Raw genomic sequence first — 14547 nt, 5'->3', positions numbered from 1 at the left:
CTTTGCGCGCGCTTGTTTATGCTGCGTTCACCTCCGCTACCGCAGCTTCACCTTGTAACGAATGAACGGGTCGCGGGGCACGATCTTGTCGTAAAGCGCGCGGGCGGCTTCGTTCGCCTCATGCGTGTGCCAGGTGACGCGCGGCCAGCCCTCCACCCGCCCCTTGTGGATCAGCGCTTCGATGAGCGCGCGGCCGACGCCCTGCCCGCGTGCGTCGGCCGCCACGAACAGGTCTTCCATATAGCAAACGGGTTGCGGTCCGAGCGTGTGCGCGTGCAGCACGTAATTCGCGAAGCCGACAAGTTGACCCGCGCTGAAAAAGCCGAGGCGCGTTTCCGCGACGAGCGCATGCACCGGCTCGCGCGGCTCCAGGATGCGCCGCCAGAGCGCGTCGGTCACATCGGGCGGAACCGCAACGCCATAGAACGCGAGATAGTCCTGCCACAGCCTGCGCCATCCGGCCTCGTCGCCGGGGACGGGTGCGCGGATGCGGCAGGGAAGCGTCAAACGGCCTCGCCGGACATGAGGTAGTTCATCGACAGGTCCGTGTCGGAGAGCGTCCAGGAACCCGACAGCGGCTTGTAAATCATGCCCGCGCGCCGAGCGGCCGCGAAGCCCGCGTCCCACAGCGCGCCCGCGAGTTCGTCCGGCTTGATGAACTTTTTCCAGTCGTGCGTGCCGGGCGGAACGAGGCCGAGGATGCGTTCGGCGGCGAACACGGCAAGGCCGTATGATTTCGACGTGCGGTTCAGCGTGGACAGCACGATCAGCCCGCCGGGCTTCGCGAGGCTGCGGCAGGTCTTCAGGAAGGACTGCGGGTCGGCGACATGTTCAATCACCTCCGAGGCGACGACGACATCGAATGTGAGCCCTTCGCGCGCCAGATCCTCGGCGGTAGCGTTGCGGTACGTCACCGGAACGCCCAGCTTGGCCGCGTGCGCTCGGGCGACGCCGACGGACTCCTCTACCGGGTCGATTCCTGTTACAGTGCCGCCCAGCCTGGCCAGCGGCTCCGACAGGATGCCGCCGCCGCAGCCGATATCGACAACGTCAAGCCCCTGAAGCGGGCGGAATTCATTAGGCTGGCTCTTTCGCCAGCGCTTGACTTCCGCCACGATAAATGCGAGCCGCGCAGGATTGAAAGCATGCAAACCGCTGAATTTGCCGCGTTCGTCCCACCACTCCTTCGCGAGACTCTCGAAATGCCGCAACTCTGTCTCGTCCAGAGACGGACTCTGCCGTGTTTCTGCCTCAATCCCCATCAATGGCGTTCCTGATCTCCTGCGGCGCGAAATCTGCATACGGTCGCACCGTTATCTTCACTCTCGCACCATATAGCCAGTCCCATGCTGCTCGTCATGAAATTTGGCGGAACTTCCGTCGCAGACATCGCCCGCATCAGAAATTCGGCGCTCCACGTCAAGCGTGAGGTCGAAGCGGGAAATCGCGTCGCTGTCGTGGTTTCCGCCATGGCGGGCCACACGAACCGTCTCGTCGGATGGTGCAAGGAGGCTCACGAGCTGTACGACCTGCGCGAGTATGACGCCGTCGTGTCGTCGGGCGAGCAGATCACGGCGGGGTTGATGGCGATCATTCTCCAGTCCATCGGGGTCAGGGCGCGATCCTGGCAGGGCTGGCAGATCCCGCTTGTCACGGACGATTCGCACAGCGTCGCGCGCATTGATCGCGTCGAAACGTCTGACCTGCTCGCGAGCGTCGAAGGCGGAGAAGTTGCCATCGTGGCAGGCTTCCAGGGCATTGCCCCTTCAGGACGTATAACCACCCTCGGGCGCGGCGGTTCCGACACGAGCGCGGTTGCGCTGGCGGCCGCTCTCAAGGCGGAGCGCTGCGATATCTACACGGACGTCGATGGGGTGTATACAACAGACCCGCGCATTGTGCCCGCCGCCCGCAGGCTCCCCCGCATTTCGTATGAGGAGATGCTGGAAATGGCGTCTCTGGGCGCGAAAGTGCTCCAGACGCGCTCTGTCGAGCTTGCAATGGCTCAAGGCGTGCGTGTACAAGTTCGTTCTAGCTTCGATAACCCTGAATCATGCGAACCCGCTCGCTCCGGAGTATCCGAAAAGTGCGGGACGCTCGTTTGCGACGAAACGGAAATGCTGGAACATCACGTTGTCAGTGGCATTGCTTACGCGAAAGACGAGGCAAAGGTCACGGTCCTGAGCATCGAGGACAAGCCGGGCGTTGCCGCGAGCATTTTCGTGCCGTTGTCGGAAGCGAACATCAACGTCGACATGATCGTGCAGAACATTTCCGAGGATGGCCGGAAAACCGACCTCACCTTCACCGTGGCGGCATCGGAATTGCCGCGCGCTCTACAGGTGCTACGCGATAATCAGGATACGATCCGCTATCGCGACCTTCGCGGCGACACGGATATGGTGAAGGTGTCGGTCATCGGCGTCGGCATGCGCAGCCACGCAGGCGTGGCCGCAGAGATGTTTCAGGCTCTCGCCAAGAAGGGCATCAACATCCAGGCGATCTCGACGTCCGAAATCAAGATCAGCGTGCTCATCGGCGCGGCGCATACCGAGGAGGCGGTCAACACACTGCATAGCTTGTTCGGTCTGGACCGAACCTGAAACGACACGAACCGGAAATTCGGGCGCTCGCGTGGCAGGGGCGCCTTACCCTCGCAACCTAACAGGTTATTGGAACCAGGCAGATGCCCTGGACACAACGTCCACCATGGGTGCTGATCCGAAGCTTGCGGGCAATCATGGCGAGTGCGTCAGAGCCGCAAGCCAAGCTGGATAGCATCGTCAAAGTCATCGCCTCGAACATGATCGCCGAGGTGAGTTCGATCTATGTCCGCCTGCCGGACGAGTCGCTCGAGCTTTTCGCTACCGAGGGCTTGAAGAAAGAGGCTGTTCACGCGCTCCGCATGAACAAGGGCGAGGGTCTCGTCGGTCTGATCGCCGACTGGGGACAGCCCATCAATTTGCCCGACGCTCAGAAACACCCCTCGTTCTCCTACAAGCCTGAGACAGGCGAAGAGAACTACCACTCCTTCCTCGGCGTGCCGATCGTGCGCGAGCGGCGCACCATCGGCGTTCTCACGGTGCAGAACAAGATCGAGCGCCGCTATACGACGGAAGAGGTGGAGGCGCTCGAAACGACGGCCATGGTGCTAGCGGAACTCATCGGATCGGGCGCTTTCGCGGGCGCGGTATCCCACGCGCCGGGGCGGCGCGAAACGTCGGTCACGCTCAAGGGCACGCCGCTTGCGGATGGACTCGCGCTCGGCCACATCGCGCTGCACGAGCCGCGCCCCGTGGTGCTGAAGTTTTTCGCGGACAACATCCCTGCGGAACTGAAGCGCCTCGAAGACGCGCTCGAACGCCTCAAGGACGATATCAGGCGCCATCTCGAACACGAAGATTCGCCCCAGGACAGCGAGCACAAGGCCGTTCTCGAAGCCGTGCAGATGCTGGCGAACGACAAGGGCTGGGCGCGGCGCATGCGCGATGCCGTCATGGCCGGGCTCACCGCCGAGGCGGCTGTGGAACGCGTTCAGCAGAACATGCGCACGCAACTCATGAAGGTTGGGGACGACTTCTGGCGCGAGCGCAGCCACGACATCGACGACCTGTCGACAAGGCTTCTGCGGACGCTTCAGGGGCAGGAGACGCATGTCGAGCGCCTGCCGAACGACGCAATCCTCGTCGCCCGCAATATGGGCGCGGCCGAACTTCTGAGCTACGATCCACGCAAGCTGCGCGGCCTCGTCATCGAGGAAGGCGGCGCGACCTCGCACGTGTCCATCGTGGCGCGCTCGTTCAATCTCGCGGTGCTCGTGCAGGTGCCGGACGTGCTGTCGATCGCCGATCACGGCGACCCGGCGATTCTGGATGCCGCGACCGGGCAGTTCCACGTTCGCCCGTCGCTCGAACTCATCCGCGCCTACGCCGACAAGGCGCGTTTTCGCGCGCGGCGGCAGGCCCGCTTCTCCAAGCTTCGCCATGTGCAGGCGATCACCAAGGACGGCGAGCGCGTTCTGCTCAACATGAACGCCGGGCTCACGGTGGATCTGCCGCATCTCTATCAAAGCGGCGCCGATGGCATCGGCCTGTACCGAACCGAACTTCAGTTCATGGTCGCGTCGCGCTTTCCGAAAATGGAGGAGCAGCGCAAGACTTATAACCGCATCCTCGACATGGCCGCCAGCCGCCGTGTCGTGTTCCGCTCGCTCGACGTGGGCGGCGACAAGGTGCTGCCGTACCTTCGGCGCGTGAAGGAAGAAAACCCGGCGCTGGGCTGGCGCGCGATCCGCATGTCCCTCGACAGGCCCGCGCTGTTCCGGACGCAGGCCCGCGCCCTGATGCGCGCGGCGGCGGGACGCGAGCTTTCGCTGATGCTGCCTTTCATCGCCGACGTTTCCGAGCTTCTCGGCGCAAAGGCACTCATCGACAAGGAAGTCGAGCACGCGAAGCGGCACGGTCACGAATTGCCGTCGGAGATGCGCATCGGTGTGATGGTCGAAATCCCGGCCATTCTCTACCAGCTCGATCAGATCCTTCCGCTGGTGGACTTCATTTCGGTCGGCAGCAACGACCTTCTGCAATTCCTCTTTGCTGCGGATCGCGAAAACGAGCGCGTGGCCAGGCGATTCGATCCGCTGCACCCGTCAGCGCTCAAGGTGCTGCGCGAGATCGCGACGAAGGCCATAGCGCACAAGACCGACTTCGCACTGTGCGGCGAGATGGCGGGGCGGCCTGTCGATGCGATGGCGTTGATCGGGCTCGGCTTCCGCTCCATCTCCATGGCGCCCGCATCGGTGGGGCCCATCAAGGCCATGGTCCTTTCCCTCGACACGCAGAAGCTCGCAGAGACCCTGAACGGTCTCGTCGACGGAAACTGCCCGACCATCCGGCGCGAACTGACCGAGTTTGCGCGGAAGGAAAACATTGATATCTAGAGAACGGATATGGGCTGCTGCGCACGCCCGGTGCAGTGAACTTGACATTTGATCGCGACAGGCTGCGGCACTCCCATCAAATGTGAAATTCACTCCGCTTATTCAATTAGTTGCTTGTGCCCTTTGGGCGTGTACGCTTGATCGCGAGCTTGAGGCGACGGTAATCAAACGTATGCGCCCTGGCGCCAGCCGATCAGGCAAATAACAAGTTTTCGTCGCGCCGGCCGTGGGGTTTGGTCGTGATGAACAGGGATCGACTCATGGCATCCATACCGAAAGAAAAACTGAAGCGGCTCGTCGGGCGCTGGGAAACCATCCAGGCACAGCTTTCGGAAGGCTGCGATCAGGAGACGTTCAAGAAGCTCTCAAAGGAATTTTCGGACCTCGATCCGCTCGTCGCGGCCATCAAGACGCTCGAAGCCGCTGAAGACGAGCGCGACAGCCTGCGCCAGATGATCGAAGATCCGGCCTCCGAGCCGGACATGGTGGAGCTTGCGCGCGAGGAACTGGAGGCGGCCGAGCCGCGCGTCGAGAAGCTGGAGCACGAGCTTCAGATCATGCTTCTGCCGAAGGACGCGGCGGACGAGAAAAGCGCCATCCTCGAAGTGCGCGCGGGCACCGGCGGCGAGGAAGCCGCGCTGTTCGCGGCGGACCTGTTCCGCATGTACCAGCGCTATGCGGACCTCAAGGGCTGGAAAGTGAACGTGCTTTCGGTCAGCGATGCGGACGCCGGAGGCTACAAGGAAATCGTGGCGGCCATCAGCGGCAAGGGCGTGTTCGCGCGGATGAAGTTCGAGTCGGGCGTGCATCGCGTGCAGCGCGTGCCCGAAACGGAGAACCAGGGCCGCATCCACACTTCGGCGGCGACGGTGGCCGTGTTGCCGGAGGCGGAGGATATCGACATCGAAATCCGCGAGCAGGACATCCGCATCGACACGATGCGGGCGAGCGGCGCTGGCGGCCAGCATGTGAACACCACCGATTCGGCGGTTCGGATCACCCACCTTCCCACCGGCATCATCGTGACGTCGAGCGAGAAATCGCAGCATCAGAACCGCGCGCGCGCCATGCAGGTGCTTCGCGCGCGCCTTTACGACATGGAGCGCACGAAGGCCGACGAAGCCCGCGCAGCGGAACGCAAGGACCAGATCGGCTCCGGCGACCGCTCGCAGCGTATCCGCACGTACAATTTTCCGCAGGGCCGCGTGACCGATCATCGCGTCAATGTGACGCTCTATAATCTGCCGCAGATCATGGAGGGCGACGGGCTCGACACGATCATCGATGCGCTGATCACGGAGCATCAGGCTGGCCAGCTTGCCGCGGAAACCGCGGCCCATGCCTGAGGCAACGGGCGCAGCGGAGCGCGGATGACGACGTTCGGGGAATTGGTGCGCTATCTCACCGAAAGGTTCAGGCAGGCCGGTATCGAGTCGGCGGCTCTCGATGCGCGTCTTCTCTCGGCGCATGCCGCCGGCTTCTCGCCGGAAGAGGCAGTCACCCGGCGCGACGAAGCGCTTCCGCACGCAGTGCTGGATCGGGCTATCGATGTCGCTCAGCGGCGTTTCGCGGGCGAGCCGGTTTCACGCATCCTGGGCGTGCGCGAGTTCTGGGGCATGCCGTTCGAGCTGTCGCCGCATACACTCGATCCACGTCCGGACACGGAAGTTCTCGTCGAGACCGCGTTGGTATGGGCGCGCGACCGGCATTGCGCGAACGCGCCGCTTCGCATCCTCGACCTTGGGACCGGCACGGGCTGCATCCTCGCCGCCCTTCTGTCGGAGTTGCCGAACGCGACGGGAATCGGCATCGACCGCAGCGAAGGGGCGTTGCGAACGGCACGGAGGAACTTCGCGCGGCTCGGCTTCGCGTCCCGTTCCATTTTCCTGTGCGGAGATTGGGGCAGTGCCCTTGCCGATGCAACTTTTGACATCATTACGTGTAACCCTCCTTATATTGAAACAGCCGACATCGCGGGATTGAGCGCCGAGGTGCGGGATTTCGATCCCCCGCTTGCGCTGGACGGGGGGAAAGACGGGCTTAAGGCGTACCGGGATATTGTGCCGCAAGTTTCGCGCATTTTGCGCATGTCAGGAATCGTGGTTTTCGAGACGGGGCATCGTCAGGCACGGTCGGTTAGAGACATGCTGACGGAACTCGACGTCGGATTCCAAACGGAAATTTTTGCGGATCTGGCGGGGATCGAGCGAGCCGTTGCAGGAGTGAGACAGCCGTCTGACGACGCGATGCGCGGCAAAAAAAAGGTTGGAAATCCGATTGGATCGGGATAGGGTCAATGCAGAGGCGGCCTCGTCAACCCGCAGCGGTTGAGACACGACGAGGCGTAGGAACGTAGGCTACCAAAAAACTGATGCTATGACCGGGTGCTGATTTCAGGCATCGGCGGTATCCGTGGTTCACGTTTCTTACTGCGCGGAGCCTAGAAACATCTGCTTCTCAAGTTAGCGTTGCTTCGAACTGACAGGCAGGCTGGACTGAGATTTTATACTGTTGCAGGCATTTACCGGCACCAACACGCCATGTCTGCATGAGGTGAGCTTTTGTGACCTTCGACAAGACAGGACCCATGAGGCAAGGACAGCAAAGCCGCAGAGGCCGCAATCGTGGCGGCCGCAAGCCACAGAATTCCATGAGCCGGAACTACGAATCGAGTGGTCCCGACGTCAAGATCCGTGGCACAGCGATGCATATCGCGGAGAAATACACGTCTCTTGCTCGCGACGCGATGTCTTCCGGCGATTCCGTGGCCGCCGAAAACTATCTTCAGCATGCCGAGCATTACAACCGCATCATCCTTGCCGCGCAGGCTCAGAATACCGGCGGCGAGCAGCCGCTCAACGGCGGGCGGTTCGGCGGACAGGATGCCTATTCGCGCGATTTCGACTCCGATGACGATGATGGCGACGGGGACGATTTTGCTCCCCAGCAACGCTTTCAGCCCGAGCGGAACGAGCGCGCCGACCGCGGGGAGCGCCCAGAACGCGCCGAGCGGCCCGAGCGCGGCGAACGCCCGGATCGCGGCGAGCGCCCCGAGCGCGTCCCATCCTACAATCAACATCAGCAGCCGCAGCCCTATATCCCGCAGAACGCTTTCCCGCAGTTCCTGCAACAGCCGGTGGTGCTTCCTCCGCAGCCCAGCAGCGCGGTTGACGGCGCACCGCAGCCGGTCAACGGCGTTTCAAACGGCGAGGCTTATAACGGCGCGCCGGACGGCGACCGCCTGCCGCGCCGCCGCCGCCGCCGCCCGATCGGTGAAGCCGCTCCGGTGAAGACTTACACGGGCCGCAGCGGAACCGCCGCGCTGTCCAATGCCGCGCCTGCCGTGGCGGCGGTCATCGACCCCAAAACCGACGACTCCACGTCCTGACACGCCGGGAGCGGTCGCGCACGCCCTCGATAGCGTTCTGGCGGCTCGCGAGAGTGCAAAATTGGAAAAGCCCCGACGCTGACGCTCGGGGCTTTTTTCGCGCCTGTCGCTGTTCTTGCAGCGGTCATGCCGCAATCGAACGCGGCACGACGCAGTGATATTGGCGCAGCCGAATCGGCTTTTGCGTCGAATCGATGCCGATCGTAGGCGGGCTTATCTATTGCACCCGATGCCCGTCGCGGAACAACGCCAGCGGCGAGCCTTTCAGACGGGAGCGCTGCTCGTTCAGCCCTTGCGCTCGACTTGCGAAACGTCCCGAACCGCGCCGCGCGCCGCGCTCGTTGTCAGCGCCGCATAGGCCCGCAGCGCCTGGCTCACATGGCGAACGCGGCTGACAGGCTTCCATGCAGCCCCGCCCTTTGCTTCCATCGCCGCGCGGCGTTTCGCCAGCACTTCGTCGGGCAGGTCGACGCGGATCAGGCGGTTCGGAATGTCGATGACGACGATGTCGCCCTGCTCGACGAGGCCGATCGCGCCGCCTTCTGCCGCTTCGGGCGAGGCGTGGCCGATGGACAGGCCCGAGGTACCGCCGGAAAAGCGCCCGTCGGTGATCAGCGCGCATTTCTTGCCGAGGCCCATGCTTTTCAGATAGCTCGTCGGGTAGAGCATTTCCTGCATGCCGGGGCCACCCTTCGGCCCCTCATAGCGGATGAGCACCACGTCGCCTTCCTTGACCGCGCCGCCGAGGATCTTCTCCACCGCCTCTTCCTGGCTCTCGCAGATCACGGCGGGACCGGTAAAGGTGAGGTTCGAGGCGTCGACACCCGCCGTCTTCACGATGCAGCCATCGAGCGCGATGTTGCCGAACAGCACGGCGAGGCCGCCATCCTTCGAGAACGCGTTCTCCACGGAGCGGACGACGCCTTTGGCGCGGTCGGCGTCGAGTTCGTCCCAGCGCGCGGCCTGACTGAAGGCCTCGACCGTGCGGACACCGCCGGGCGCGGCCTTGTAGAAGGTCTGCACCTCCGGCGAATTGGTGCGCGCGATGTCCCACTTGTCGAGCGCATCCGCGATGGTCGGCGCATGAACGGTGCCGCAGCCCCGATTGATCAGCCCGCCGCGGTCGAGCTCGCCGAGGATTCCCATGATGCCGCCCGCACGATGCACGTCCTCGACATGGACATTGGCGATGTTCGGCGCGACCTTCGAGAGGCACGGCACGCGGCGCGACAGCCGGTCGATGTCGGTCATGGTGAAGGGCACGCCCGCTTCCTGCGCGGCGGCGAGCAAGTGTAACACCGTGTTGGTCGAGCCGCCCATCGCGATGTCGAGCGTCATCGCGTTCTCGAAGGCCTCGAAATTGGCGATGGAGCGGGGGAGCACGCTGGCGTCGTTGCCTTCATAATAGCGCTTCGTGATTTCGACGATGCGCCGCCCCGCTTCGAGGAACAGGTCCTTGCGGTCGGTGTGGGTGGCCAGCATCGTACCGTTGCCGGGCAGCGAAAGACCGAGCGCCTCGGTAAGGCAGTTCATGGAATTGGCCGTGAACATACCCGAACACGAGCCGCAGGTCGGGCACGAGTCGCGCTCATAGGCTTCGGCCACCTCGTCAGACACGGTTGGGTCCGCGCCCTTGATCATCGCGTCGATGAGATCCACCGCGTGCGTCTTGCCGCCAACTGTGACCTTCCCCGCTTCCATCGGGCCGCCGGAAACGAAGATCGTCGGAATGTTGAGGCGCAGGCTCGCCATCAGCATGCCGGGCGTGATCTTGTCGCAATTCGAGATGCACACGAGCGCGTCGGCGGTATGCGCGTTGACCATATATTCCACCGCGTCGGCGATGATTTCGCGCGACGGCAGAGAATAAAGCATGCCGCTATGGCCCATCGCGATGCCGTCGTCGATGGCAATGGTGTTGAATTCCTTGGCGACGCCGCCCGCCTTCTCGATCTCGCGTGCGACGAGCTGGCCGAGATCCTTCAGATGCACGTGGCCGGGGACGAACTGCGTGAACGAGTTGGCGATGGCGATGATCGGCTTGCCGAAATCGCCGTCCTTCATGCCGGTCGCACGCCAGAGACCGCGAGCGCCCGCCATGTTGCGGCCATGGGTCGAGGTACGGGAGCGATAGTCCGGCATTGTCGTGCGCCTTCTTGTTTTAGAATAACTACGGCGAGTTCATAGACCCGCGAGCGCTGTCTTATCTAGCGAAAAACGTATGTCGCGCTTTCTTTGCCCGGCGGCAAGGATGCGCGCGCTCATGAAGTGGCGTATCTCAAGCAACCGTGAGCACATCGCCGACGCCGACCGCGCCGCCGCGCGTAACCTTCGCGTAAAGCCCCAGGTTTTTGTGACCCCATGTGCCTTGCAGCGCCGCCGGAATGGAAATCCCGCGCTGCGCTGTCGCCGGGTCGACGCTCGTGGCCTCGCAACGCGCCGTTTCCGCGAACACCTCAAGCTGCGCGCCGCCGCAGGTCAACGTCTTGCCGACCCAGTGCCGCTCTTCCCACGCGGGCAAGCCCTCGAAATAGAGGTTCGCGCGAAAGCGCGCGGGGGCGAGGTCTACGCCTGTTACGCGGGAAACGTCGCGCACCGTCTCCAGATTGACGACATGCAGAGCCTTCGCGGCGATGTCGGTAAACTGATCGCCGTCGGCATGCACGATGCGCGGTGGTCCCTTCAGGTCATCCTTCATGTAGGCCGCGAGAAACTGCTCGATCATCTGACGGCCGAGCCTGGTTTTCAGCGCGCCTCGCGCAACCTGCCGGCCGTCGCGGAACAGCGTGAGCGTGTGGCTGTCCTCGTCGAAGGCAAGGTGCAGGCTGGCTAGCCGCTCGTTTCGCATCAATTGCAGGAAATGCACCTTCGGGAACCATTTCGGGCTCAGCGTGTCGAAAGCGTGACCGCCATTTTCGATGGCGTAGATCCGGTCGAAAGGCATGCCTTCACCGGGTGTTAAGTCTGCTTTCGGCGCGTCGATCCCGTTCATCCCTTTCATGGGATAATGGACCAGTGAAACTATCTTGGGCGTAGCCGACATGCGAGCGCCTGAAGCCTTTTTTTGACGAATGATGCTGCCATATATGACGGCATCAACCTGCTTCCTGTCCAGATACGCGGCTGCGTCTAGCAGCCACCGAGGCAACCATGAATTTCGAGAAACTGACCGACCGTTCGAAAGGTTTCTTCCAGTCCGCGCAGTCGCTCGCCCTGCGCGAAGGACATCAAAGACTTACACCTGAACACCTTCTGAAAGTCTTGCTCGACGACAGCGAGGGACTTGCCGCCGGACTGATCGCCAAGTCGGGCGGCCGACCCGAGGATGCGCTTGCGCGCGTCGAGCAGGCGCTCGCCAAGATACCGAAGGTGACGGGGCAAGGCGCGGGCCAGATCTACATCGCGCCCGAACTCGCGCGCGTCCTCGATCAGGCGGAGAAGATCGCCGACAAGGCGGGCGACAGCTTCATCACCGTCGAGCGGCTTCTGCTTGCTCTTGCGATGGAGAAGGACGCGCAGACCTCGAAGATCCTCGCGGATGCGGGCGTCACGCCGACCGGGCTCAACGCCGCGATCAACGATCTGCGCAAGGGCCGCACCGCCGACAGCGCATCCGCCGAACAAGCTTACGACGCGCTGAAGCGCTACGCCCGCGACCTCACGGACGCGGCGGCGAAGGGCCAGCTCGACCCCGTGATCGGCCGCGACGAGGAGATCCGCCGCACGATCCAGGTGCTTTCGCGGCGCACGAAGAACAACCCCGTGCTGATCGGCGAGCCGGGCGTCGGCAAGACCGCCATCGCCGAAGGGCTTGCGCTGCGCATCGTCAATGGCGACGTGCCGGAATCCTTACGCGACAAGAAGCTTCTCGCGCTCGACATGGGCGCGCTCATCGCGGGAGCGAAATATCGCGGCGAGTTCGAGGAACGCCTGAAGGCCGTGCTCTCGGAGATCACGGCAGCGGCGGGCGGCATCATCCTGTTCATCGACGAACTGCATACGCTCGTCGGCGCGGGCAAGGCCGAGGGCGCGATGGACGCATCGAACCTCCTGAAACCGGCACTCGCACGCGGAGAACTGCATTGCGTCGGCGCCACCACGCTCGACGAATACCGCAAATATATCGAGAAGGACGCGGCGCTTGCCCGCCGCTTCCAGCCCGTGTTCGTGAGCGAGCCGACGGTGGAGGACACCATCTCCATCCTGCGCGGCCTCAAGGAAAAGTACGAGCTTCACCACGGTGTGCGTATCACCGACTCGGCGCTCGTCGCGGCGGCGACGCTGTCGAACCGCTACATCACGGACCGCTTCCTGCCCGACAAGGCCATCGACCTGATGGACGAGGCAGCGAGCCGTCTTCGCATGCAGGTCGACTCGAAGCCCGAGGAACTCGACGAACTCGACCGGCGCATCATCCAGCTCAAGATCGAGCGCGAAGCGCTGAAGAAGGAAAGCGACGTCGCGTCGAAGGATCGTCTCGCACGCCTTCAGAAGGATCTCGCGGATCTGGAGGAGAAATCCGACGCCCTCACGCGCCGCTGGAAGGAGGAGAAGGACAAGCTCGCTTCCTCGCAGAAGGTCAAGGAAGAACTCGACGCCGCTCGCAACGAACTTGAGCAGGCGCAGCGCAAGGGCAACCTCGCGCGCGCGGGCGAACTGTCATACGGCGTGATTCCCGAGCTTGAGAAGAAGCTCAAGGCGATGGAAACCGCGGGAGAAGGCAAAACCGGCATGGTCGAAGAGGCGGTAACGCCGGACCACATCGCGGGCGTTGTGTCGCGCTGGACGGGTATCCCCGTCGAAAAGATGCTCGAAGGCGAGAAGGACAAGCTGCTTCGTATGGAGGACGAGCTTGGCAAGCGCGTCATCGGCCAGGAGGAGGCGGTGCGCTCCGTGGCGACCGCCGTGCGGCGCGCGCGGGCGGGCTTGCAAGACCCGAACCGGCCCATCGGCTCGTTCATGTTCCTCGGTCCGACCGGCGTCGGCAAGACCGAGCTTTCACGCGCGCTCGCGGCGTTCCTGTTCGACGACGAAAGCGCCATGGTGCGCATCGACATGTCGGAGTTCATGGAGAAGCACTCCGTCGCCCGGCTTATCGGCGCACCTCCCGGCTATGTCGGCTACGAGGAAGGCGGCGCGCTGACCGAAGCCGTGCGCCGCAGGCCGTATCAGGTCGTGCTGTTCGACGAGATCGAGAAGGCGCACCCGGACGTGTTCAACGTCCTGCTTCAGGTGCTCGACGATGGCCGCCTGACGGACGGTCAGGGCCGCACGGTCGATTTCCGCAACACGATCATCATCATGACATCGAACCTCGGCTCGGAATATCTCGTCAACCAGCCGGAGGGCGAGAGCGAAGCTGAGGTGCGCGCGCAGGTGATGGCGGTGGTGCGGGCGCATTTCCGGCCTGAGTTCCTGAACCGCATCGACGACATTCTCCTGTTCCACAGGCTGCGCCGCGATGAGATGGGTGCGATTGTCGACATCCAGCTCAAGCGCCTGCAGAAGCTGCTCGACGAGCGCAAGATCGTGCTCGATGTCGATGAGAAGGCCCGGAACTGGCTTGCGGATCGCGGCTACGAGCCGGCCTATGGCGCGCGGCCCTTGAAGCGCGTCATCCAGCGCGCGGTGCAGGATCCGCTGTCGGAGTTGATCCTTGCGGGCGCCGTGAAGGATGGCGACACGGTGCGCATCACGGCGGGTTCGGACGGGCTCATCATCAACGACCGCCCGTTCAGCCTCGCGGCCTGACGCGCGGCGCAATCACTTAAGCTGTTTTGAGAAGACAGAAGGCCGGGCGAGCGCCCGGCCTTCTTGCCCGAAACGTTTACGAGCGAAGAGGCGTCACACGGAAACAGGCCGCGACTACGGGGCAATGCCCATACGTGCAAGGATCACGGTTATCAGCATATAGAGCGCGGCGGTGAGCAGAAGCCCCGCTCCAAGCGTGATCCAGAAGCCATAACCCGCACGCAGCATCGCGGGGATCAGAAAAAACATCGGCAAGCTTGGCAGAATGAACCACGGCGTGGCTTCGGAAAGGGCCGCTATTTTCGCGCGATCGCCCGTTTCAGCCCAGAGCCAGATCATACTCAGCACCGACACCAGCGGCAGAGCAACAATGAGCGCGCCTGTGGTGGAGCTTCGTTTCGCTACTTCTGAAACGGCGACGATTATTGCAGCGGAAACCAAGGCTTTGATGAAGAGAAAGGTCATTTGC

11 protein-coding genes are annotated in these 14547 nt (G+C 63.2%); 6 read left to right on the top strand and 5 right to left on the bottom strand.

Going from position 1 to position 14547, the window contains the following annotated elements; all coding sequences use genetic code 11:
* Positions 1-36: 36 nt before the first annotated feature.
* Both EK416_RS14150 and ubiG read right to left on the bottom strand, forming a co-directional pair.
* Positions 37-507, bottom strand: coding sequence for a GNAT family N-acetyltransferase (locus tag EK416_RS14150; protein WP_127078581.1), 471 nt, complete (start codon positions 505-507; stop codon positions 37-39).
* Positions 504-1262: a bifunctional 2-polyprenyl-6-hydroxyphenol methylase/3-demethylubiquinol 3-O-methyltransferase UbiG gene (gene ubiG / locus EK416_RS14145; protein ID WP_127078579.1), complete on the bottom strand. Its 759-nt coding sequence runs from the start codon at positions 1260-1262 to the stop codon at positions 504-506. The genes EK416_RS14150 and ubiG overlap by 4 nt, the downstream gene beginning before the upstream one ends.
* An 84-nt stretch (positions 1263-1346) precedes the next feature.
* Here ubiG and EK416_RS14140 point away from each other — a divergent pair, with 84 nt between their 5' ends.
* From EK416_RS14140 to EK416_RS14120, 5 genes are all read left to right on the top strand, one after another.
* On the top strand, positions 1347-2603 hold the full coding sequence (locus EK416_RS14140) for an aspartate kinase (protein WP_127078577.1): 1257 nt from the start codon (positions 1347-1349) through the stop codon (positions 2601-2603).
* Positions 2604-2686: 83 nt separating this feature from the next.
* Entirely contained in the window at positions 2687-4939 is a 2253-nt protein-coding gene (gene ptsP, locus EK416_RS14135) for a phosphoenolpyruvate--protein phosphotransferase (RefSeq protein WP_127078575.1), read from the top strand.
* Positions 4940-5199: 260 nt separating this feature from the next.
* Positions 5200-6285: a peptide chain release factor 1 gene (prfA, locus tag EK416_RS14130; protein WP_127078573.1), complete on the top strand. Its 1086-nt coding sequence runs from the start codon at positions 5200-5202 to the stop codon at positions 6283-6285.
* A gap of 24 nt (positions 6286-6309) precedes the next feature.
* Positions 6310-7230 (top strand): peptide chain release factor N(5)-glutamine methyltransferase, encoded by a 921-nt coding sequence (gene prmC / locus EK416_RS14125; RefSeq protein ID WP_127078571.1) that lies wholly within the window; start codon positions 6310-6312, stop codon positions 7228-7230.
* A gap of 296 nt (positions 7231-7526) precedes the next feature.
* Positions 7527-8327 carry a DUF4167 domain-containing protein gene (locus EK416_RS14120; RefSeq protein ID WP_127078569.1) on the top strand — a complete coding sequence of 267 codons (801 nt, stop codon included), beginning with the start codon at positions 7527-7529 and terminating at the stop codon, positions 8325-8327.
* Between the two features lie 285 nt (positions 8328-8612).
* Here the strand turns inward: EK416_RS14120 and ilvD are convergent, their stop codons facing one another.
* Positions 8613-10469 carry a dihydroxy-acid dehydratase gene (ilvD, locus tag EK416_RS14115; RefSeq protein ID WP_127078567.1) on the bottom strand — a complete coding sequence of 619 codons (1857 nt, stop codon included), beginning with the start codon at positions 10467-10469 and terminating at the stop codon, positions 8613-8615.
* 136 nt (positions 10470-10605) lie between these two features.
* On the bottom strand, positions 10606-11370 hold the full coding sequence (locus EK416_RS14110; protein WP_127078565.1) for an MOSC domain-containing protein: 765 nt from the start codon (positions 11368-11370) through the stop codon (positions 10606-10608).
* Positions 11371-11477: 107 nt separating this feature from the next.
* Here EK416_RS14110 and clpB point away from each other — a divergent pair, with 107 nt between their 5' ends.
* On the top strand, positions 11478-14078 hold the full coding sequence (gene clpB, locus EK416_RS14105) for an ATP-dependent chaperone ClpB (protein ID WP_127078563.1): 2601 nt from the start codon (positions 11478-11480) through the stop codon (positions 14076-14078).
* A 114-nt stretch (positions 14079-14192) separates the two neighbouring features.
* On the opposite strand, the gene EK416_RS14100 is transcribed toward clpB, so the two are convergent.
* Entirely contained in the window at positions 14193-14543 is a 351-nt protein-coding gene (locus tag EK416_RS14100) for a DUF3147 family protein (protein WP_127078561.1), read from the bottom strand.
* Positions 14544-14547 lie beyond the last annotated feature (4 nt).

Source organism: Rhodomicrobium lacus, assembly GCF_003992725.1.
GTDB classification, from domain to species: domain Bacteria; phylum Pseudomonadota; class Alphaproteobacteria; order Rhizobiales; family Rhodomicrobiaceae; genus Rhodomicrobium; species Rhodomicrobium lacus.
This window is presented reverse-complemented; position numbering and strand designations above follow the sequence as displayed.